General features: G+C 71.0%; 19 protein-coding genes and 1 riboswitch. Of the genes, 3 read left to right on the forward strand and 16 right to left on the reverse strand.

Going from position 1 to position 20869, the window contains the following annotated elements; translation table 11 throughout:
* Nucleotides 1-189: 189 nt before the first annotated feature.
* From ligA to AB0435_RS05515, 4 genes are read right to left on the reverse strand one after another with little or no spacing between them, the layout of a single operon-like run.
* The gene (ligA, locus tag AB0435_RS05500; protein WP_366003735.1) at nt 190-2439 is read right to left on the reverse strand and encodes an NAD-dependent DNA ligase LigA; all 2250 of its coding nucleotides are present in this window, start codon (nt 2437-2439) and stop codon (nt 190-192) included.
* A 20-nt stretch (nt 2440-2459) separates the two neighbouring features.
* Entirely contained in the window at nt 2460-3482 is a 1023-nt protein-coding gene (locus AB0435_RS05505; protein WP_366426240.1) for a methionine synthase, read from the reverse strand.
* Between the two features lie 56 nt (nt 3483-3538).
* The gene (locus AB0435_RS05510; RefSeq protein WP_366003737.1) at nt 3539-4228 is read right to left on the reverse strand and encodes an SDR family oxidoreductase; all 690 of its coding nucleotides are present in this window, start codon (nt 4226-4228) and stop codon (nt 3539-3541) included.
* 14 nt (nt 4229-4242) lie between these two features.
* Nucleotides 4243-4782, reverse strand: a complete 540-nt coding sequence (locus AB0435_RS05515; RefSeq protein WP_366003738.1) for a TIGR00730 family Rossman fold protein — start codon at nt 4780-4782, stop codon at nt 4243-4245.
* Nucleotides 4783-4902: 120 nt separating this feature from the next.
* On the opposite strand from AB0435_RS05515, the gene AB0435_RS05520 reads away from it, so the two are divergent.
* On the forward strand, nt 4903-5463 hold the full coding sequence (locus AB0435_RS05520) for a Uma2 family endonuclease (protein ID WP_366426241.1): 561 nt from the start codon (nt 4903-4905) through the stop codon (nt 5461-5463).
* On the opposite strand, the gene mnmA is transcribed toward AB0435_RS05520, so the two are convergent.
* From mnmA to AB0435_RS05580, 12 genes are all read right to left on the reverse strand, one after another.
* Nucleotides 5457-6614: a tRNA 2-thiouridine(34) synthase MnmA gene (gene mnmA, locus AB0435_RS05525; protein WP_366003740.1), complete on the reverse strand. Its 1158-nt coding sequence runs from the start codon at nt 6612-6614 to the stop codon at nt 5457-5459. The genes AB0435_RS05520 and mnmA overlap by 7 nt on opposite strands.
* 122 nt (nt 6615-6736) lie before the next feature.
* Nucleotides 6737-7906 carry a cysteine desulfurase family protein gene (locus tag AB0435_RS05530; RefSeq protein ID WP_366003741.1) on the reverse strand — a complete coding sequence of 390 codons (1170 nt, stop codon included), beginning with the start codon at nt 7904-7906 and terminating at the stop codon, nt 6737-6739.
* Between the two features lie 231 nt (nt 7907-8137).
* A complete protein-coding gene (locus AB0435_RS05535; RefSeq protein ID WP_366003742.1) occupies nt 8138-8995 on the reverse strand; it encodes a thioesterase family protein in 858 nt (285 codons plus the stop codon).
* A gap of 55 nt (nt 8996-9050) precedes the next feature.
* Nucleotides 9051-9710 (reverse strand): trimeric intracellular cation channel family protein, encoded by a 660-nt coding sequence (locus tag AB0435_RS05540; RefSeq protein ID WP_366003743.1) that lies wholly within the window; start codon nt 9708-9710, stop codon nt 9051-9053.
* A gap of 85 nt (nt 9711-9795) precedes the next feature.
* Entirely contained in the window at nt 9796-10848 is a 1053-nt protein-coding gene (locus AB0435_RS05545; RefSeq protein ID WP_366003744.1) for a dipeptide ABC transporter ATP-binding protein, read from the reverse strand.
* An 11-nt stretch (nt 10849-10859) separates the two neighbouring features.
* Nucleotides 10860-11978 carry an ABC transporter ATP-binding protein gene (locus AB0435_RS05550; RefSeq protein ID WP_366003746.1) on the reverse strand — a complete coding sequence of 373 codons (1119 nt, stop codon included), beginning with the start codon at nt 11976-11978 and terminating at the stop codon, nt 10860-10862.
* The gene (locus tag AB0435_RS05555) at nt 11975-12988 is read right to left on the reverse strand and encodes an ABC transporter permease (RefSeq protein ID WP_366003747.1); all 1014 of its coding nucleotides are present in this window, start codon (nt 12986-12988) and stop codon (nt 11975-11977) included. Before AB0435_RS05555 ends, AB0435_RS05550 begins: the two co-directional genes overlap by 4 nt.
* Nucleotides 12989-13090: 102 nt before the next feature.
* A complete protein-coding gene (locus AB0435_RS05560) occupies nt 13091-14848 on the reverse strand; it encodes an ABC transporter substrate-binding protein (protein ID WP_366003748.1) in 1758 nt (585 codons plus the stop codon).
* A gap of 58 nt (nt 14849-14906) precedes the next feature.
* Nucleotides 14907-15905 (reverse strand): ABC transporter permease, encoded by a 999-nt coding sequence (locus AB0435_RS05565; RefSeq protein WP_366003749.1) that lies wholly within the window; start codon nt 15903-15905, stop codon nt 14907-14909.
* Between the two features lie 340 nt (nt 15906-16245).
* Nucleotides 16246-17001: an enhanced serine sensitivity protein SseB C-terminal domain-containing protein gene (locus tag AB0435_RS05570; protein ID WP_366003803.1), complete on the reverse strand. Its 756-nt coding sequence runs from the start codon at nt 16999-17001 to the stop codon at nt 16246-16248.
* A gap of 156 nt (nt 17002-17157) precedes the next feature.
* The gene (locus tag AB0435_RS05575; RefSeq protein WP_366426246.1) at nt 17158-17955 is read right to left on the reverse strand and encodes an enhanced serine sensitivity protein SseB; all 798 of its coding nucleotides are present in this window, start codon (nt 17953-17955) and stop codon (nt 17158-17160) included.
* A 247-nt stretch (nt 17956-18202) separates the two neighbouring features.
* Complete coding sequence (locus AB0435_RS05580; RefSeq protein WP_366426247.1) at nt 18203-18775, reverse strand: AAA family ATPase; 573 nt, start codon at nt 18773-18775, stop codon at nt 18203-18205.
* Nucleotides 18776-19022: 247 nt separating this feature from the next.
* A riboswitch (glycine riboswitch) is annotated at nt 19023-19116 on the forward strand.
* A 148-nt stretch (nt 19117-19264) separates the two neighbouring features.
* Between AB0435_RS05580 and gcvT the strand changes: the two genes are divergently transcribed.
* Together gcvT and gcvH are read left to right on the forward strand one after the other, a co-directional pair.
* A complete protein-coding gene (gcvT, locus tag AB0435_RS05585) occupies nt 19265-20380 on the forward strand; it encodes a glycine cleavage system aminomethyltransferase GcvT (protein ID WP_366426242.1) in 1116 nt (371 codons plus the stop codon).
* A 78-nt stretch (nt 20381-20458) separates the two neighbouring features.
* Complete coding sequence (gene gcvH / locus AB0435_RS05590) at nt 20459-20833, forward strand: glycine cleavage system protein GcvH (protein ID WP_366003752.1); 375 nt, start codon at nt 20459-20461, stop codon at nt 20831-20833.
* Nucleotides 20834-20869: the final 36 nt, after the last annotated feature.

Consider the following 20869-nt stretch of genomic DNA (forward strand, 5'->3'; position numbering starts at 1 on the left):
GCCTATGCGGGCATTACTCCGGTGGGGTGGCGACCTGGGTTTTGGTAGTGATCCGGGCCCCATGTGTGGCGGGGCGGACGCACGCGCCGCAGGGGGCGGGACCCGGGGTGCTTCATGGCTGTTCCCCGCAGGCGCGAGAGGCTCGCATGTGCGGAGGACCGGCACCACCGGCACCTCGGGTCCCGGTGCTCACTCCGGTGTCGGCACCGCCGCTTCGCGCGCGGCGTCCGGGCCCTGCTCCAGGAGGACGGCGAACCCGTCCTCCTCCAGCACCGGCACCTTCAGCTGCATCGCCTTGTCGAACTTCGACCCCGGGTTGTCCCCCACCACCACGAAGTCCGTCTTCTTGGACACCGACCCGGTCACCTTGGCGCCGCGGCTCTGGAGGGCTTCCTTCGCCCCGTCCCGGGTGTACGAGGAGAGCGTGCCGGTGACGACCACGGTGAGGCCCTCCAGCGGCCGGGGGCCCTCCTCCTTGCCGTGCGCCTCGTCCTCGAAACGGACGCCCGCGGCGCGCCACTTCTCCACGATCTCGCGGTGCCAGTCCTCGGCGAACCACTGCTTCACCGAGGCCGCGATGGTGCCGCCGACGCCTTCGACGGCGGCCAGCTCCTCCTCGCTCGCCTCGGCGATCCGGTCCAGCGAGCGGAACTCCCGGGCCAGCGCCTCGGCCGCGACCGGGCCCACGTGGCGGATGGAGAGCCCGGTGAGGAAGCGGGCCAGCGGGCGCTCCTTCGCGGCCTGGATGTTCTCCAGCATCGCGAGGGCGTTCTTCTTCGGCTCACCCTTTTGATTCGCGAAGAAGGTGACGACCTTCTTCTCGCCCGTCTTGGGATCGACCTTGGGCAGGCCGGAGTCCATGTCGAGGACGTAGGACTTGATGGGCAGCAGCTCCTCGATCGTCATGTCGAAGAGGTCGCCTTCGTTCAGCAGCGGCGGAGTGGCCGGCTCCAGCGGCTGGGTGAGGGCGGTGGCCGCCACATAGCCGAAGTTCTCGATGTCGAGGCACTTGCGGCCGGCCAGGTAGTAGAGGCGCTCGCGGATCTGGGCGGGGCAGGCGCGGGCGTTGGGGCAGCGGAGGTCGATGTCGCCCTCCTTCATCGGCTGGAGCGCGCTGCCGCACTCCGGGCACTCGGCCGGCATCACGAACTCCCGCTCGCTGCCGTCCCGCAGGTCGGCCACCGGACCCAGGATCTCGGGGATCACGTCGCCTGCCTTGCGCAGCACCACGGTGTCGCCGATGAAGACGCCCTTGGACTTGACGACCTCCTGATTGTGCAGGGTCGCGAACTCGACCTCGGAGCCCGCGACGGTGACGGGCTCCACCACCGCGTACGGCGTCACCCGGCCGGTGCGGCCGACACCCACCCGGATGTCCACCAGCTTGGTGTTGACCTCCTCGGGCGCGTACTTCCAGGCGATGGCCCAGCGCGGCGCGCGCGAGGTGGAGCCGAGCCGCCCCTGGAGGGGGATCTCGTCGAGCTTGACGACGACGCCGTCGATCTCGTGCTCCATCGAGTGCCGGACCTCGGGGTCGCCGTAGTGCGCGATGTACTTCCGCACCTCCGCGAGCGAACCGACGACCTCGGCGTGCGCGGCCGTCGGCAGGCCCCACCCGCGCAGCAGCTCGTACGCCTGCGACTGACGGTCGATGTCGAAGCCCTCGCGGGCGCCGATCCCGTGCACCACCATGTGCAGCGGGCGGGTGGCGGTGACCTTGGGGTCCTTCTGGCGCAGCGAACCGGCGGCCGCGTTGCGCGGGTTGGCGAAGGGCGGCTTGCCCGCCTCCACCAGGCGGGCGTTGAGCTCCTCGAACTTCTCCATCGGGAAGTAGACCTCGCCGCGGATCTCGACCAGCGCCGGGATCCGCTCGCCCTCCAGCCGCTTCGGGATCTCGTCGATCGTCCGGACGTTGGGCGTGATGTCCTCACCGGTGCGGCCGTCGCCGCGGGTGGCGGCGCGGGTGAGGCGGCCGTGCTCGTACGTCAGGTTGACGGCGAGGCCGTCGACCTTGAGCTCGCACAGGAAGTGGTGGGCCGCGCCCTCGCCGATCTCCTTGGCCAGGCGGTCGGCCCAGGTGGCCAGTTCCTCGTCGTCGAAGGCGTTGTCGAGGGAGAGCATGCGCTCGCGGTGCTCGACGGCCGTGAACTCCGTCTCGTACGCCCCCGCGACCTTCTGGGTGGGCGAGTCGGGGGTGCGCAGCGCCGGATGACGCTCCTCCAGCGCCTCCAGCGAGCGCAGCAGCCGGTCGAACTCGGCGTCGCTGACGACCGGGGCGTCCTTCACGTAGTACCGGAAGCGATGCTCCTCGACCTGCTCGGCGAGCCGCGCGTGCTGCTCCCGTACCTCCGCGGGTGCCACGACAAGCGCAGCCTCCGCCGCGAGCTGTTCTTCGCCGTGCTGTCCGCCAGCCACCGTCTCGTCCTCCCGTTGATCCATGGGCGAGCCCATGAGCGCCGTCACTCAGGGTTGTCCGCGAGTGATCTCGCCGCCCGGACGCAGTGGGCGAGCGCGGTGCGGGCATATGCGGGCGAAGCGCCCGCCAGCCCGCACGTCGGGGTGACCACCACGGACTCCGCGAGGGTCCCCGGCGACAGCCCCAGCCTGCGCCACAGCGTCCTGACACCCATGACGCTACCGGCAGGGTCTGACAATGGGCCGTCCACACCCGGCACCACGCCCACGAGCAGCTTCGTGCCCGCCTCGACGGCCTCACCGACCGCTCCCTCCTCACGCTCGGTGAACAGCGAGAAGTCGAACGAGACGCCTCCGACGCCGGCCCGGCGCAGCAGGGCGAACGGCACGCCGGGAGAGCACGAGTGCACGACGGGCGCCGAGCCCGTGGCCTCGCGCGCGACCGTCACCAGCTCACGCAGCGCGCCCTCGACCACGGCCCGGTCCACCGCCCGGTAGGTGCGGTAGCCGCTGGCGGTGCGGACGTGACCGGTCAGCACCGGCGTCAGCGAGGGCTCGTCCAGCTGGAGCACCACCTCGGCGCCCGGCACCCGGCGCCGCACCTCGGCGAGGTACGTCCGTACGCCCTCCGCGAGCGAGGCGGTGAGGTCGCGGCAGGCTCCGGGGTCGCCGAGGGCCGCCTCGCCGCCGCGCAGTTCCAGCGCGGCGGCGAGGGTCCACGGTCCGACGGCCGAGACCTTGAGCGCGCCCTCGTAACCCTGGGTGAACTCCTCCAGGGCGTCGAGGTCCTCGCCCAGCCAGGACCGGGCGCGCTTGGTGTCGCGGCCGGGCCGGTCGCCGATCCGCCATCCGCTGGGCTCCACACGGGCGTAGAGCTCGACCAGCATTCCGGCGGTGCGCCCGATCATGTCCGCGCCCGGGCCGCGGTCGGGCAGCTCCGGGAGGTACGGCAGGGTCTCCAGCGACCCCGTGACGGTCCTGGCGGCCTCCCGGGCGTCGCCACCGGGCATCGACCCGACCCCGGTGGCGACCCCGGGGCCCCAGCTCAACTCGTTCTTCTCGCTCACGCAGGAAGACTACGAGACCGCTGTGGTGCCGCTGACCTCGCACGCCCGCCGGGGCCTCAGCGGCCGGGGCGGACCGTCAGGTCGTTGATCTCCGCGTCCCGGGGCAGGTCGACCGCCAGCAGGATCGTCCGCGCGACGGAGTCCGGGTCGATCCACTTCGCGGGGTCGTACTCCTTGCCCTCCTGCTGGTGCACCTTCGCCTGCATCGCGGTCGCCGTGCGGCCGGGGTAGACGCTGGTGACCCGTACGCCGTTGCCGTGCTCCTCGGCGCGCAGCGAGTCGGCGAGGGCCTTCAGGCCGTGCTTGCTCGCGGCGTAGACGCCCCACGTGGCATGGGCGTTGAGCCCGGCGCCGGAGTTGACGAAGACGACGCTCCCCTGGGAGACGCGCAGCTGCGGCAGGAAGAGGCGGGTGAGTTCGGCCGGGGAGATCAGGTTGGCCGCGAGCGTGCTGTTCCAGGTGCGGGTGGTCAGGTCGCCGATGGTGCCGAGGTCGCAGACGCCCGCGATGTGCAGCAGCGAGTCGACGCGGTCGGGCACCGTCTGCTGGCTGAGCGCCCAGGAGATCCGGTCGGGGTTGGAGAGGTCGGCGACGAGCGTCTTCGCCCCGGGGAAGCGGGCGGCCAGCTCCTTGGCCCGCCCGGCGTCCCGCGCGAAGAGATACAGCTCGTCGCCCCGCGCCAGCAGCCGCTCCGCGACCGCAGCGCCGATGCCCGAGCCCGCTCCGGTGATCAGGTGTGTTGCCATACCCCCACCCTGCCCTATCGCAGGCCGGCGGACTCCTCCAGGTAGGCCATGGCGCCCACGCCGTCCTCCGCGAAGAACACCAGGTCGGTGAGGGGAAGCGGCAGAAAGCCCTCCGCGTCCATCCGCTGGAGCTGCTGCTTGAGGCCGTCGTAGAACCCGGCGGCGTTCAGCAGCACCACGGGCTTGCGGTGGATCCCGTGCTTCTTCAGCTCCAGGATCTCCGTCGCCTCGTCCAGCGTGCCGGTCCCGCCGACCATCACGACCACGCCGTCGGCCCGCGCGAGCAGTTGGGCCTTGCGCTCGGCGAGGTCCTTGGTGATCACCATCTCGTCGGCGTTCTTCCGGGCACTGGCGGCGAGGAACTCGACCGACACCCCCACGAGCCGCCCGCCGCTCTCCTGCACCCCGTCCGCCATCACCTTCATCAGCCCGGCCTCGGACCCACCCCACACCAGCGTGTGCCCACCCCGCCCGATGAGCTCGGCGAACTGCCGGGCGGGGGTGGTGTAGCGGTCGTCGAGGTCGGCGGCGGAACAGAAGACGGCGATGTTCATGGGAACAGCTTGCCCGTTCGAGCGACGCGATGCCGAACCCGTGGCCGATGACCGGACGAGCGAGGCAGGGTCGTCGTCACGTCGCTAACCTGAAAAGACAGGACCAGAAGGGGGCACATCATGACAGCACAGCTGGAGCACCCGGTGACGACGAACGAGATGCGGCTTTTCGAAGCATTCGATGCGGAAAACCCGGATTTCAACGCCGAGATGATCGACGGAGAGGTCTACTTCAACACCGTGGTTACTCACACTCATGGCCATTTGGTGGTGGTCATCGCGGCTCAGCTCCTGGCGAAGTGGTGTGTCACAACCGAGGTCGACACCGTCTACGAGGGGTGGCACGGGACCACATTGCTGCGCCCCGACCTGTCGGTCTCGGACCCCTCGTACCGGAGTTCCTCACTGGACCAGTTCCCGGCGGACGAGATCCTCCTCGTGGTGGAGGTCACCTCCAGGCCGAACCCCGAGAACGACACGGTGAAGAAGGTCAGGAAGTACGCCGAGGCAGGGATTCCGTACTACCTCATCGTCAATGCCATCGAAGGTAAATGCCTGCTTTACTCGGACCCCAAGGATGACCGTTATCGCGGTTCAGCGGAAAGCGAGTTCGGCGAGCCCGTCTCGATCGGCGCTCCCATCAACACCGACCTCGACACCAGCACATTTTCCACCTACTGAGCGGCTGCACCCGCCGACGCTCGGCGTACAGTCGTCGCGATCGTCGCCGACCCCACCACCCGCGTCTCGTCGTAGAGCACGATCGCCTGGCCCGGGGCCACGCCTCGGACCGGCTCCGTGAAGGTGACGTGGAGTTCGTCGTCGATCAGTTCCGCCGTGACCGGGGTCTCGCCGCCGTGGGCGCGGAGCTGGGCCGTGTAGGTGCCGGGGCCCGTCGGGGCCGTGCCGCACCAGCGGGGCTTGATGGCGGTGAGGGCCGAGACGTCGAGGGCTTCCACCGGGCCGACCGTGACCGTGTTGTTCACCGGGGAGATGTCCAGGACGTAGCGCGGCTTGCCGTCCGGCGCCGGGTGGCCGATGCGCAGGCCCTTGCGCTGGCCGATGGTGTAGCCGAAGGCGCCCTCGTGGGTGCCCAGCTTCGTGCCCGACTCGTCGACGATGTCGCCGTCGGCCTTGCCCAGGCGGGAGGCCAGGAAGCCCTGGGTGTCGCCGTCCGCGATGAAGCAGATGTCGTGGCTGTCGGGCTTCTTCGCCACGGCCAGACCGCGCCGCTCCGCCTCCGCCCGGATCTCCTCCTTGGTCGTCAGGGTGTCGCCGAGCGGGAACATCGCGTGCGCCAGCTGCCGCTCGTCCAGCACGCCGAGGACGTAGCTCTGGTCCTTGGCCATGTCGCTGGCCCGGTGCAGCTCACGCGTGCCGTCGTCCTTGAGGACGACGGTGGCGTAGTGGCCGGTGCACACCGCGTCGAAGCCGAGGGCGAGGGCCTTGTCGAGCAGCGCCGCGAACTTGATCTTCTCGTTGCAGCGCAGACAGGGGTTGGGCGTCCGGCCCGCCTGGTACTCCGCGATGAAGTCCTCGACCACATCCTCGCGGAAGCGCTCCGCGAGGTCCCACACGTAGAACGGGATGCCGATGACGTCGGCCGCGCGGCGGGCGTCGCGCGAGTCCTCGATGGTGCAGCAGCCGCGCGCGCCCGTACGGAACGACTGCGGGTTCGCGGACAGCGCGAGGTGCACGCCGGTCACCTCGTGGCCCGCTTCCGCTGCGCGGGCGGCGGCGACGGCGGAGTCGACACCGCCGGACATGGCGGCGAGTACGCGGAGGCGACGGCCGTCGCGGGGGCCGGAGGGTGCACCAGGGAAGTCAGTCATAACCCTTCCAGGGTACGGGCGCCTGGCGGCGGGCCCTGCCGTGATCTTCGCTACGCCGATTTCCGGGTGCGGGCCGGTGAGGGCCGGCCGCGCGGTTCCCCGCGCCCCTGACGGGGCGCGCCCTAGCTCAGGCCCGCGCTCCGGGCGCGTTCCACGACCGGGCCGATGGCCTCCGCCACCGCCGCCACGTCGGCGGACGTGGACGTGTGTCCCAGGGAGAACCGCAGCGTCCCCCGGGCCAGGTCCGCGTCCGTGCCCGTGGCGAGCACCACGTGACTGGGCTGGGCCACGCCCGCCGTGCACGCGGAGCCCGTCGAGCACTCGATGCCCCGCGCGTCCAGGAGCAGCAGCAGGGAGTCGCCCTCGCAGCCGGGGAAGGAGAAGTGCGCGTTCGCGGGCAGCCGCCCGGCGGGGTCGGGGTCGCCGCCGAGCACCGCGTCCGGCACGGCGGCCCGTACCGCCGCGACCAGGTCGTCCCGCAGGGCCCCGACCTCGCGCGCGAAGTCCGCGCGCCGCTCGGCGGCCAGCGTGCCGGCCACCGCGAAGGCGGCGACGGCGGGCACGTCGAGCGTCCCGGAGCGCACGTGCCGCTCCTGGCCGCCGCCGTGCAGCAGGGGTACGGGCGCGTACTGCCGCCCGAGCAGCAGGGCGCCGATGCCGTACGGCCCGCCGACCTTGTGGCCGCTGACCGTCATCGCGGCGAGCCCGGAGGCGGCGAAGTCCACGTCGAGCTGGCCGAACGCCTGCACCGCGTCGGCGTGCAGGGGTATGCCGAACTCGGCCGCGACGGCGGCCAGTTCCCTGATCGGCATGACCGTGCCGATCTCGTTGTTGGCCCACATCACGGTGGCGAGGGCCACGTCGTCGGGGTCGCGGGCGATCGCCTCGCGCAGCGCGTCGGCGTGCACCCGGCCGTGGGAGTCGACGGGGAGGTACTCCACGGTCGCGCCCTCGTGCTCACCGAGCCAGTGGACGGCGTCGAGCACGGCGTGGTGCTCGACGGGGCTGGCGAGGACGCGCGTACGGGCCGGGTCGGCGGCGCGACGGGACCAGTACAGCCCCTTGACGGCGAGGTTGTCCGCTTCGGTGCCGCCCGCGGTGAACACCACTTCGCTGGGGCGCGCGCCGAGCGCCGCGGCGAGGGACTCGCGCGACTCCTCGACGGTGCGGCGCGCCCGCCGCCCGGCGGCGTGCAGCGAGGAGGCGTTGCCCGTGCGGGCGAGCTGGGCGGTCATCGCCTGCACCGCCTCCGGGAGCATCGGGGTGGTGGCGGCGTGGTCGAGGTAGGCCATGGTGGGGACGATTCTACGAGTCGGCCGCCGGGGCGGTACCGGGTGCTGCGCTTTGGGGCTTCTCGCGGGGTGCGGGTTGCTTGCTCCCCCAGCTACCTCCCCCGGACGGAGTCTGGGGGAGGTAGCTGGGGGCGTTTGAGGACAACGTGCGAAGCGTGTTGCTGGGGGTCTGGGGGCTTGCCCCCAGTTTCGGGAAGGGGCGGGAAGGGGCGGGGCTGGGGAACAGACCCGCTACACCCCGCGCGGCACCAGCGCCAGCTGTCTCGACTGGGCCACCAAGTGGTCCTCGCTGTCCCAGACCTCCGCGTCCTCCTCCAGGAAGCCGCCCGCGAGGTTGCGTGTGGTGATGGAGACGCGGAGGGGGCCCGGCGCCGGGCGGCGGCGGACGTGGGTGGTGAGTTCTACCGTCGGGACCCAGCCGCGGAGGCCCATCTCGAAGGCCGTGGGCGGCAGCGCGTCCACCGCCAGCAGCAGCGAGAGCGCGTCGGCGGGCCGCCCGTCCGCCAGCCCGAACCAGGCCCGCATCTCGCCCCGCCCGCTCGGCGTACCCACGGCCCAGCCGGCCGTGGCGGGGTCGAGCCGGATGTCGAGCCGCCCGGAGATCTCGGGGGCCAGGTCGGCGGCCGGGCCGTCCTCCTGGCCGAGGCAGTGCTCGTACGGCGGCATGGCGGGCGGCTTGGCCGTCGTACGGATGTCGTCGGTGAGCGTGCCGAGGTCTCCGTAGGTGGCGAGGACGCGGATGCGCTCGACCTCGGTGCCGTCCTCGGCGGTCTGGACCAGCGACGCCTGCCCGGTGGAGAGCGTGCGGCCGGTGCGGATCAGCTCGGTCCGTACGACGGCGGGGCCGGGCCGGGAGGCGGAGAGGTAGTGCGCGGTGACGGAGAAGGGGTCGGGGTGCGGCAGGGCGGTGCCGAGGGCACGGCCGAGCAGGGCGAGGAGGTAGCCGCCGTTGACCGTGCCGAAGACGGTCCACCCGGCGGAGAGGTCGGCGTTGTATTCGGCGCAGTCGGCGCGCCGGCCGTCCCGCTCGCGTGCCGACAGGGCGGTGTCGCGGTCGAATTCGCTGTTGCCGATGGTTCCCAGAGCCATGGGCCGACGCTACACCGGGAAGTTACTGATGGGTAGGTCAGTGGGGAGGAACCGCTCAGAGTTCTTCCGCCGCCGCGCTCCTGCGGTGCCACGCGCGCGGCGCCCGCCAGTGGAAGTGCATGGCCAGCAGCCGCAGCACGAAGGCCGTCAGCACGGGGACGGCGCTGGTCGTGGCGTCGAGCGCGTCGAAGCGGATGAGCAGCGCGGCCATCGTCGCGCCGACCATCGCCGGCACGGCGTAGAGGTCGCGGTCCCAGCGGAGCAGCGAGGGCACCTCGTGCGCGAGTATGTCGCGCAGCACTCCGCCGCCGACCGCCGTGGCCAGGCCGAGGGTGGCGGAGGAGGTGAGGCCGAGCCCGTGCGCGTACGCCTTCATCGTGCCCGTCACGCAGAACAGCCCGAGCCCGGCGGCGTCGAAGACCCCGACGGCCTTGGTGATCCGCTCGACCTCCGGGTGCAGGAAGAAGACGATCAGCGTGGCGAACAGCGGGGTCAGGAAGTAGCCGAGGTCGGTGAAGGCCGCGGGCGGCACCGCCCCGATGATCAGGTCCCGGAACAGCCCGCCGCCCAGCGCCGTGACCTCGGCGAGCACGGCCATGCCGAAGACGTCGAAGTTCTTGCGCACGGCGAGGAGCGCGCCGGAGATCGCGAAGACGAAGATCCCGGCGATGTCCAGCAGATGCTGGACGGAGGGGCTGAACAGATCGGTGAGCACGCGACATTCTTACTCGAACGCCCGCTCCGCCCCCGCCCCTGGCCCTCGGACAGGGCGGACCGGACGAACCGGCCCGCCCGGGCGGTCAGGAGGAGGCCGCGGCCGGCTCCGGGGCGTTCTCCGGGTGGTGGCAGGCCACCCGGTGTCCGGTGGCCAGTTCGAGCAGCGGCGGCTCCTGGGCGGAGCACACCTCCGTCGCCTTCCAGCACCGCGTGTGGAAACGGCACCCCGAGGGCGGCGAGATGGGCGACGGCACGTCGCCCTTGAGCAGGATCCTCTCGCGCTTCGCGCGCCGTTTGGGGTCCGGCACCGGCACCGCGGACAGCAGCGCCTTGGTGTACGGGTGCATCGGCTTCTCGTAGAGCGACTTGCGGTCGGTGAGCTCGACGAGCTTGCCGAGGTACATCACCGCGATCCGGTCGGAGACGTGCCGGATGACGGACAGGTCGTGGGCGATGATCACGTAGGTCAGGCCCAGTTCGTCCTGGAGGTCGTCCAGCAGGTTGACCACCTGCGCCTGGATGGACACGTCCAGGGCGGAGACCGGCTCGTCGGCGACCACGAGCTTGGGGTTGAGGGCGAGCGCGCGGGCGATGCCGATGCGCTGCCGCTGGCCGCCGGAGAACTCGTGCGGGTAGCGGTTGTAGTGCTCGGGGTTGAGGCCCACCAGCTCCAGCAGCCGCTGGACCTCCCGCTTCACACCGCCCTCGGGTGTGACGCCCTGGAGCTTGAAGGGGGCGCCGACGATGGTGCCGACGGTGTGCCGGGGGTTCAGCGAGGAGTACGGGTCCTGGAAGATCATCTGTATGTCGCGGCGCATCGGGCGCATCCCGGAGGCCCCGAGGTGGGTGATGTCCCTGCCCTGGAACTCGACCTTGCCGCCGGTGGGTTCCAGCAGCCGGGTGATCAGCCGGCCCATGGTCGACTTGCCGCAGCCGGACTCCCCGACCACGCCGAGGGTCTCCCCCGGGCGCACCTCGAAGCTGATCCCGTCGACCGCCTGCACCGCGCCGACCTGCCGGCGCAGCAGTCCCTTGGTGATGGGGAAGTGCTTGACCAGGCCCTCCACCTTCAGGAGGGGCCCGGCCTCCTCGGGTGCCGCCTGCTGCCCGGGGATGGTCACGTCTTGCTCCGGCACGGTGTCGTCCTTCACAGCTTGGGCGCAATCTCTTCGGTCCAGATGCGGGTCCGCTCCTCCTGGGACATGTGGCAGGCGGAGACGTGCCGGCCGTCGCCCTCGCCGGAGACCAGCCGCAGTTCGGGCCGCTCGGTGCGGGTGATGCCGCCCTCGGGGACGTCGGCGTAGGGGCAGCGCGGGTTGAAGGCGCAGCCGGACGGCACGTTGATCAGGCTGGGCGGGGTGCCCTTGACGGGGATCAGCCGCTCGGTCTGGTCGCGGTCGATCCTCGGCATGGAGCCGAGCAGCCCCCAGGTGTAGGGGTGGCGGGGTTCGTAGAAGACCTTCTCGGCGGGGCCGCGTTCGACGCAGCGGCCGCCGTACATCACCAGGATGGTGTCGGCCAGTTCGGCGACGACCCCCAGGTCGTGGGTGATGATGACGACCGCGGAGCCGAACTCCTTCTGGAGGTCGCGGATCAGGTCGAGGATCTGGGCCTGGACGGTGACGTCGAGGGCGGTCGTCGGCTCGTCGGCGATCAGCAGCTCGGGGTTGTTGACCAGCGACATCGCGATCATGGCGCGCTGGCGCATGCCGCCGGAGAACTGGTGCGGGTAGTCGTCGACGCGGCGGTGCGGCTCGGGGATGCCGACGCGGTCGAGCATCTCCACGGCGCGCTTGCGGGCCGTCTTCCGGTCGGACGTGTGGTGCACCCGGTGGGCCTCGGCGATCTGCGCGCCGACGGTGAAGTACGGGTGCATGGCCGAGAGCGGGTCCTGGAAGATCATGGCCATCTTCCGGCCGCGCAGGGTGCGCACGTGGTCGGGGTCGGCGGAGATCAGCTCCTCGCCGTCCAGCCACACCTCGCCGGAGATACGGGCCCGCGCCGTGCGGTGCAGGCCCATGATGCCGAGCGAGGTGACGGACTTCCCGGAGCCCGACTCGCCGACGATGCCGAGCGTCTTCCCGGCCTGGACGTCGAAGCTCACGCCGTCGACGGACTTCACCAGGCCGTCGTCGGTGTCGAAGTGGATGCGCAGGTCGCGCACGGAGAGGAAGGCGTCCGGGCCCGCGGCCGGAGAGGAGCCGCCCGGCGGGGTGGCGACGGGCTCGCCCACGGCCGCGCGCTGTTCCTTGTCGAGCTCGCTCACGAGTACCTCACCCTGGGGTCGATGGCCGCGTAGACCAGGTCCACCAGCAGATTGCACAGGACGATGAAGAAGGCGGCGACCAGGGTCACGCCCATCACGATGGGCAGGTCGTTGTCCTGGATGCCCTTGACGGCGTACTCGCCGATGCCCTTGAACGAGAACACCGTCTCGGTGATGACCGCGCCGCCGAGCAGCAGGCCGAAGTCCATGCCGAAGATGGTGACGATCGGGGTGAGGGCGGAGCGCAGTCCGTGCTTGGCGACGACCTTGCTCTCCTTGAGGCCCTTGGCGCGGGCCGTACGGATGTAGTCCTCGCTCATGGTCTCCAGCATCCCGGCGCGGGTGAGCCGGGCATAGAGCGCGGAGTAGAGGAAGGCGAGGCTGCACCAGGGGACCAGGAGGTTCCAGGCCCACTGCGCCGGATTGTCGGTGAAACTCACGTAGTTGATGCCGTTGCCCCACACGGGCCACTGGACCGTGAGGACGCTCAGGGCCAGCATGCCGGTGAAGAAGATCGGCAGGGAGACGCCGGCCAGGGCCACGCCCATGAAGAAGCGGTCGAAGAAGGTGCCCCGCCTGAGCGCGGAGAGCACGCCCACGGCCACGCCCGAGATCAGCCAGATCACGGCGGCGCCGATCGCCAGCGAGAGGGTGACCGGGATGCGCGAGGTCAGCTGCGGCCAGACCTCGACGTGGCTCTTGAAGGAGTAGCCGAAGCAGGGCGCGGCACAGTGGGAGGCGTCCGGGCCGAACTTGTAGTTCGCGCCGGCCACGATGGCCTTGATGAAGTGCCAGTACTGGGCGTAGATCGGCTGGTCGAAGCCGAGGTTCTTCTTGACCGCGGCGATCGAGTCGGGGTTGGCGTCCTTGCCGACGTACTGGGTGGCGAGCTGGTCGACCGTCTGGCCCGCGATGCGGGGGACGAGGAAGAAGATCGCGAAGGTGACTGCGCTGACCACCAGCAGCAGTAGGACCGCGGCGAACAGGCGTCGGATGATGTACGCAGCCACAGCTGTGCGGCGTCGGCGGCCGCGGGCCGGAGGTGCTCCGGCCCGGCGGACGCCGGCACCTTCACCTGCCTTTCCATCAATCTGAGGCGGGCTGGCCCGCTGCTACTTGGAAGAGCCCATCAGCAGGTAGTCGTACATGCCGAGGTAGGCCTGGGTGACCGTGACGTTGGTCGCGGCCTCGGGCCGGAAGAGCAGGTTCTTGCGGTAGATCAGCGGCACCGCGGTGGCGTTGTCGACGATCATCTTGTCGATGTCACCCCACGCCTTGGTGCGGGCGGCGGCGTCGGTGTTGCCGATGGCGTCGTTGAGCGCCTTGTTGATCTGCGGGTCGTCCAGCTCCTGGACGTTGTTGCCGCCGGAGGGCTTGATGGCCGAGCCGTTGGCGATCTGGTCGAGGAAGCCGAAGCCGGTCGGCCAGTCGGCACCCCAGGCGGTCATGATCATGCCCAGGTCGTGGCTGTGGACGTAGTCCGGCACACCCACGAAGTTGGTGAAGTACTTGCCGGTCGGGAACGTCTTGATGTTCGCCGTGATGCCGATCTTCTTCATCGACGCCTGGACCGCGGTGGCCATGGCCATCTCCGCCGGGCGGTCGGAGCGCGCCGTCAGGTTGGTCGAGAAGCCGTTCGGCTGACCGCACTGCTTGAGCTCGTCCTTGGCCTTGTTGATGTCACCGGCGCTGTTCGGCGTCTCGTAGAGGTTGAACTTCGCGTAGCCGTTGACGGTCGGCGGCAGCAGCGTCGAGGCGACGTCACCCTTGGGGTCGCCGCCCTGGGCCTGCTGGACCGAGGCCTTGTCGATGCCCCACTGGACCGCCTTGCGGCAGTGGATGTTGTCGAACGGCTTCACGTGCACGTTCAGACCGATGTACGAGCTGGCGCCGGCGTACGAACTGTCCGTCTGCTTCTTGTACTTGCCGCCCAGGACCTTCGGCTGGGTCTGCGGCGCGACGCCGGTGCCGGCCGCGTCGGCCGTCAGGCTGTCGTTGAGCAGGCTGTTGTCGATGGTCGGCTGGAGGATCTTGAACTTGATCGAGATCTTGTCCGGGAGGGCCGGGCGGATCGCGTCCGTCTTCTTGTCCCACTGCGGGTTGCGCACCAGCGTCGCGCTCTTGCCCTCCTCGTACGAGGAGAACTTGTACGGCCCGGAGGAGACGATGTGCTTCACGTAGTCGGCGCCCTTGTCCGCCTTCTGCGGCACGGGGGCGGTCTGCGAGAAGGTCGCGAGGTAGTCGAAGTCCGCGAAGGCGTCCTTGAGATGGAAGACGATCGTCTGGTCGTCCGGCGTCTCGATGGACTTCAGCCCGTCGGGTGACGTGTCCTTGTACGGGCCCTCGTATTTGTCACCGCCCTCCAGGTGCGCCTTGAAGTACGTCGGGCCGTTGGACAGCGCGGCGGGCGCGAAGTTGCTGCGCTCGATCGCGTACTTGACGTCCTTGGAGGTGACCGGCGTGCCGTCCTCGTACTTCACACCCTGACGGAGCTTGTACGTCCAGGTCTTGGCGTCCGGGCTCGGCTTGCCCAGGGACTCGGCGAGGTCGGGGACGACCTCCAGGCCCTCCTTGCCGGCGGCGGGCTTGAAGCTGGTGAGCGTGCGGCTGTAGAGGCGGGAGAAGTTCTGCACCCAGCCGTAGTAGGTGTTGCCCGGGTCGAGGGAGTCGGGCACGTCAGACACCTCGTAGGTGGCCGTGCCGCCCTTCTTGTCGGTCTTGTTGACGATCGAGGTGAGGGCTGCGTCGGCGGCCGCGTTCTTGTCCCCGCCGCCCTTGCCGCCATCGCTCTTCGAACTGCTGCACGCGGACGCCCCCAGCGTCAGCACCACGGCGGTGGCGAGCACCGCCGTCGCTTTTCTTGTCTTCACCTGAGGAAAACCCCCTCTGTCGATGGTTGTGGCGCGGTGGACGGAAGGTCGCCGCGGATCACTTGCTGCGGGGGTCGAGGGCGTCACGCAGCCCGTCGCCCAGCAGGTTGAATGCCAGCACCGTGATGAAGATGGCGAGCCCTGGCACGAACATGTACTGCGGATCGGCCTGGTAGAGGTCCGTCGCGCTGGTGAGCATGCCGCCCCAGGACGCCTGCGGCGGGGCGATGCCGACGCCGAGGAAGCTGAGCGCGGCCTCGAAGAGGATGTTCGTCGGGATGAGCAGGGTCGAGTAGACGAGGATCGGCGCCACCAGGTTGGGCAGCAGCTCCCGGAAGAGGATGAAGGGGCCGCGCGCGCCGAGGCTGCGGGACGCCTCGACGAACTCCCGTTCGCGGAGGCTGAGCGTCTGGGCCCGCACGATGCGGCCCATGTAGGGCCAGTTGAAGAAGCCGATCACGAAGATCAGCACACAGATGCGCAGCGGCAGGCCCGAGAGCCCGAACGCGCCGTCCTGGAGCGCCGCCGAGATGGAGATCGCGAACAGCAGCAGCGGGAAGGCCAGGAAGGTGTCCATCATGCGGCTGATGACGCTGTCCACCCAGCCCCCGTAGAAGCCCGCGACGACTCCGAGCACGGTGCCGATCACCACGGAGAGCAGGGTGGCCCCGGTGGCGACGATCAGGGAGACCCAGGAGCCCTCGATGATGCGGGCCAGGATGTCGCGCCCGTACTGCGGGTCGACGCCCAGGGGATGCTCCCAGCTCATCCCGCCGAACCCGCCCTTGGGGGCGAGGAGTTCGGGGTCGATGAGGTCCTGGTGGAACTGGTTGGGATCGAGCCCGAAGACCGACTCGATCGGCTTGGCCAGCACGGCGAGCAGGATCAGCAGCACCACCACGACGCCGCCCGCGACGGCGACCTTGTCGCGCTTGAAGCGGATCCAGGCGATCTGGGTGAGCGAACGCCCCTCGATCTGGCTCTTCTTGGCCCCGGCGAGGACGGCCTCGGGCTGCGCCCCGGCAGCCGCCCCGGTGGTCTCGATAGGTGCGGTCACAGTGCCTTTGACCCCTCTCGGCCGGGGGTGACCGGCCCACGCCCGCCGCCCGAGGCGGCTTGGATCTCACATGTACACGTGCAAACTGGTGCAGTTGGTACCGGTGGAGCGGAAGGTCACAAAAGAGGGCTCGTACGCAGGAGCGACGTCCCTTGGAGCGGGAGTCTTCAACGGGGTTGCGATCACCCGCCAGCCCTGGCCGGGAATGGATGCGCAACCGTGATCTGACCAGTCGGCTTCCGTTATCCGAACGCCGGGGATCACTGAGCGGTCGACTGTCTGCCGGACGGCAACTCGTGTTGCCTACAAGCATATTGGGGCGGACGCGGAACGGACCCGTTCAGTACGCCTGCGGGGCCGCGCCCTGCGCGTAACCGGCCGGAGGGTAGCCGTAACCCCCGCCCGCCGGCGGCGCCACGTCGCGGTCGAAGAAGGGGCGGGTGTTGGCCCTCATCCACATCGCGACCGGGTCGTGCTCGTCCGACATCGCGACCGTCGACACCGGCAGCCCCTCGGGCACCGCGCCGACCGACTGACGCATCATCGACCGCACCGACTCCACGGCGGCCTGCGAGCTGTCGTACAGATCGAGGCCGATGGCGAGATAGGGGGTGCCCAGCGCTGGCTGCACCCAGGCGCGGCGCAGCGCCCGCACCGCGGGGGTGCGGTGGGCGTTCTGCCCGAGCAGGGCGTAGAAGTGCGGGAGCTCCAGGGAGGGCTCGGAGAGCTGCAACGGACCTGCGGGCAGCCGGTCCAGCCCCGTCGCGATCCGCCGCAGGTCGAGCCAGGGCACGCCGACGCCGCCGCCGGGTGCGTGCGGGTTGAGCCACAGGCCCCAGCGGTCGGGGTAGAGCGAGCCCGCGACGGCGCGGCCCGGGACGACGGCGTGGGCGCGGTTCCAGCCGCTGGCGGCGAGCTCCTGGGCGGAGGTGACGCACGGGGCGTAGCCGAGGCCGTCGACCTCCATGTTGCCGTACTGCGCGTCGGGCGAGCCCGCCTGGCCGTGCCAGAGAAGCATCCAGACACTGCCCTCGGCCAGGGTCTGGAGCAGCGCCTCGTACGTGTCGTACCGACCGGGCGCCACCTGGCGCAGCATCTGCTCCACGCCGCTCTCCGCGCCCGCGCTCACCTGGGTCCGCCTCTTCTCTCGGCCGTCTCCCGGCCGCCCACTCCGGTGCCCCGGGGCGCGGCAGCGCCCCCGGTCCGGTCATCCAACCAGCTTACGAGCCCGCGGCGGCGGGCACGGGAGGAGTCACAGGTCACGGTCGTAGAACGGGCGGACCCGCGCCGACATCCAGTCACCGACCGGGTCCCGCGCGACGTCGAGGAAGACGAGCTGCACGGGCCAGGTCACGGGCGCGGTGCCGAGCGCCCGGCCGAGGGCGTCCAGGACGGCGGTGCGGCTGCCGGGGTCGGGCAGGTCGAGCTCGACGCCGATGAACAGCGCGGGGTCGCCGCCCTCGACGCTGGCCAGCGTCCGGCGCGCGGTCCGTACGACCTGGGCGGCCGCGAACTCCAGCCCGGCGGCGGCGAGGAAGGCGGTGGGCTCGTCCTGCCAGTCCGGCTCGAAGAGCCGGACCCGGCCGCCGGTGGCGTCGCCGTCGAGGGCCGTACGGCCGGCCCGGCACAGCTCGGCGACGGCGGGCGGCGGCAGCGGCGCGCCGACGGCGCCGTCGGGGTTGACCGCGATGCCGACCTGCGGGGGCAGGCCGCGGGCGAACTCGACGGCGGGCGCCACGGTGAAGGACATCCGGTCGCCGACGACGCGCAGGAACTCCGCCTCGGAGCTGAACACCGGTACGTAGGCGGCGCCGTCCAGCTCCAGGGTGGGGATGTCGAGGTCGGGGCTGTCGGGTCCGCCGCCGTTCGGCAGCGGCACCCACAGGTGGCTGCGGCCGAGCGCCTCGACGATGCGGGCACCGGCGCCGAGTACGCCCAGGGAGGCGGCGAGCACCGCTTCGAGTTCATTGGCGGGCCAGCCCTCGGGGAGGCCGCCAAGGGGGGCACCGGCCGGGGCCGTGGGCCGACCGTACTGCTCGGGGATGCTCATCTCGTCCAACTCGCCCAACGCCGTCCAACCACCGTATCGACAAAGCCGCAACCGAACCCTAACGGCTGCACCCCCGTCCGCTCCCGTCGGCTGCCGGAATCGGCACCGATGTCCCAGGTCAGGACGGATCGGGGGATGACTCGGAGGGTGACTCCTCCCCCACCGGGAACGACGCTCGCAATGGGCATCGGGTTGCGCAGGACCACCGCCCGTCACAAAGCAATCATCTGTACAAAGCGACCGCCCGTCAGCCGAACGTGAGCCGGTCGAGCCCGTCGGCGGTCCGCCGGGACAGCAGCACCACCGACGCCGCACCGCGCGGCACCTCCCCCGCGGCCGCCCCGGCGACCAGGCGGGCCATCGCCCGCCGGTGCCGGCGGAACGCGTACGCCGAGACCCCTCGCCCGCGCGCCCGCTGGCCCACCAGCGCCGTCGTCGCGTCCACGTCCAGCACCACCAGGTGCACCCCGGCCCCGCGCCGCCGCGCGGCGCGCACGGACCACCGCCGCACCCAGCCCCGCTCCCCGCAGTCGTGCACCACGGCGCTCGCCCCGGACCGCAACGCCCGCCGCAGGGCGGCGTAGTGGAGGGCCCGCGCGGCCGGGCGGTAGACGCCGTACGGCAGGCGGCGCGGTGTGCGCCGCTCCAGCCGCTCGCGGGAGTCCTGCGAGTCGACGCACCACACGACCTCGCCCGCGCCGTCCAGGGCGGGCACCACCCGCCGCATCAGCGTGGACTTCCCGCTGCCGGGCAGCCCGGAGACGATCACCAGATGCCCGGCCGGATAGCGCAGCTCCGCGCGCGCCGGGCCGCCGCGCAGGTCGACGGCGCCCGACGGCGGCCCGAGCGCCTCCGGTTCGCGTGGCGCGGGCACGTCCGCGCTTCGCCGCCCCGCCTCCGTGCTTCGCGTCCGCACCCGATCGCCCTCCCCCGTCCCGGGCCTGTCCCGTACCCATGAAACGTAAAGAAAAGGTAATCCAATTGAGAGGCCGGTGGGCAGTCCGTCACGCGCCGGTCCGTGCAATGATGTGCGCGCCAACTGCGTACCCAACTGCATACCGGCCGCTCGAATCCACGCGGGAGAGTTCCAGCCATTGAGCTGGACGCCGAAGGAGCAAGTTCCTCCCTTGAATCTCTCAGGCCCCGTACCGCGTGGGTGAGGCAGATCTGAAAAGCGGGCCGCACGACGCGGCCCCACCCAAGGTGCAAGCCGAGGACGCGCTCGTCGCCGACCGCTCCCGGTGAACCTCTCAGGTTCCGATGACAGATGGGGAGGACGTCCTCACTGCCATGCCTGGGAGCCCACACCATGACTGATGCCCCTCGCCGAACGGCCCTCGACGCGCTGCACCGCGCGCTGGGCGCCACGATGACCGATTTCGCCGGCTGGGACATGCCCCTGCGCTACGGCAGCGAGCGCGACGAGCACCTCGCGGTGCGCACCCGCGCCGGTCTCTTCGACCTCTCCCACATGGGCGAGATCACCCTCACCGGCCCCGGGGCGGGCCGGGCGCTCGACCACGCACTGGTCGGCAACCTCTCCGCGCTGGCCGTCGGCCGCGCCCGCTACACCATGATCTGCGACGCCGGGGGCGGCATCCTGGACGACCTGATCGTCTACCGCCTCGCCGACCAGGAGTACATGGTCGTCGCCAACGCCTCCAACGCCCAAGTGGTGCTGGACGCCCTGACCGAGCGCGCGGCCGGTTTCGAGACGGAGGTCCGGGACGACCGCGAGAACTACGCGCTGCTCGCCGTCCAGGGCCCCGAGTCCCCCGGCATCCTGAAGTCCCTGACGGACGCCGACCTCGACGGCCTCAAGTACTACGCGGGCCTGCCGGGCACCGTGGCGGGCGTGCCCGCGCTGATCGCCCGCACCGGCTACACCGGCGAGGACGGCTTCGAGCTCTTCGTCGCCCCGGCCGACGCCGAGAAGCTCTGGCAGGCGCTGACCGACGCGGGCGCCGGGGCGGGCCTCGTGCCGTGCGGCCTCTCCTGCCGCGACACGCTGCGCCTGGAGGCGGGCATGCCGCTCTACGGGCACGAGCTGACGACGGCCACCACGCCCTTCGACGCGGGCCTGGGCCGGGTCGTGAAGTTCGACAAGGAGGGCGACTTCGTGGGCCGCGAGGCGCTCACGGCCGCCGCCGCGCGCGCCGAGAGCGCCCCGCCGCGCAAGCTGGTCGGCCTGATCGCGACGGGCCGCCGGGTGCCGCGCGCCGGATATCCGGTCGTTTCCGGTGGCGAGGTCATCGGCGAGGTCACTTCGGGTGCGCCTTCGCCCACGCTCGGCAAGCCGATCGCCATCGCCTATGTCGACGCGGCGCACTCCACGCCCGGTACAAATGACGTATCCGTGGACATTCGCGGCAGCCACGAGCCGTACGAGGTCGTCGCCCTGCCCTTCTACAAGCGGCAGCGCTGACCCCTTCGCGCCTCATCGCCGTCTCACCTGTCAATACCCGTTGCACAAGCACCCTCGCGCATCCAGGAGAATCAAGCCATGAGCAACCCCCAGCAGCTGCGCTTCAGCAAGGAGCACGAGTGGCTGTCGGCCGCCGAGGACGGCGTGGCCACGGTCGGCATCACCGAGTTCGCGGCCAACGCGCTCGGTGACGTCGTCTACGCCCAGCTCCCGGCGGTCGGCGACACGGTCACCGCGGGTGAGTCCTGTGGCGAGCTGGAGTCGACCAAGTCGGTCAGCGACCTGTTCTCCCCGGTGACCGGCGAGGTCACCGAGGCCAACCAGGACGTCGTGGACGACCCCTCGCTGGTGAACTCCGCCCCCTTCGCGGGCGGCTGGCTGTTCAAGGTGAAGATCACGGACGAGCCGGCGGACCTGATGTCCGCCGACGAGTACACCGCCTTCGCCGGCTGATCCCGCCCCGCCCTCCTCCGCCCAGGAAGTCCAGGA

The organism is Streptomyces sp. NPDC051173 (genome assembly GCF_040689515.1).
Classification (GTDB): domain Bacteria; phylum Actinomycetota; class Actinomycetes; order Streptomycetales; family Streptomycetaceae; genus Streptomyces.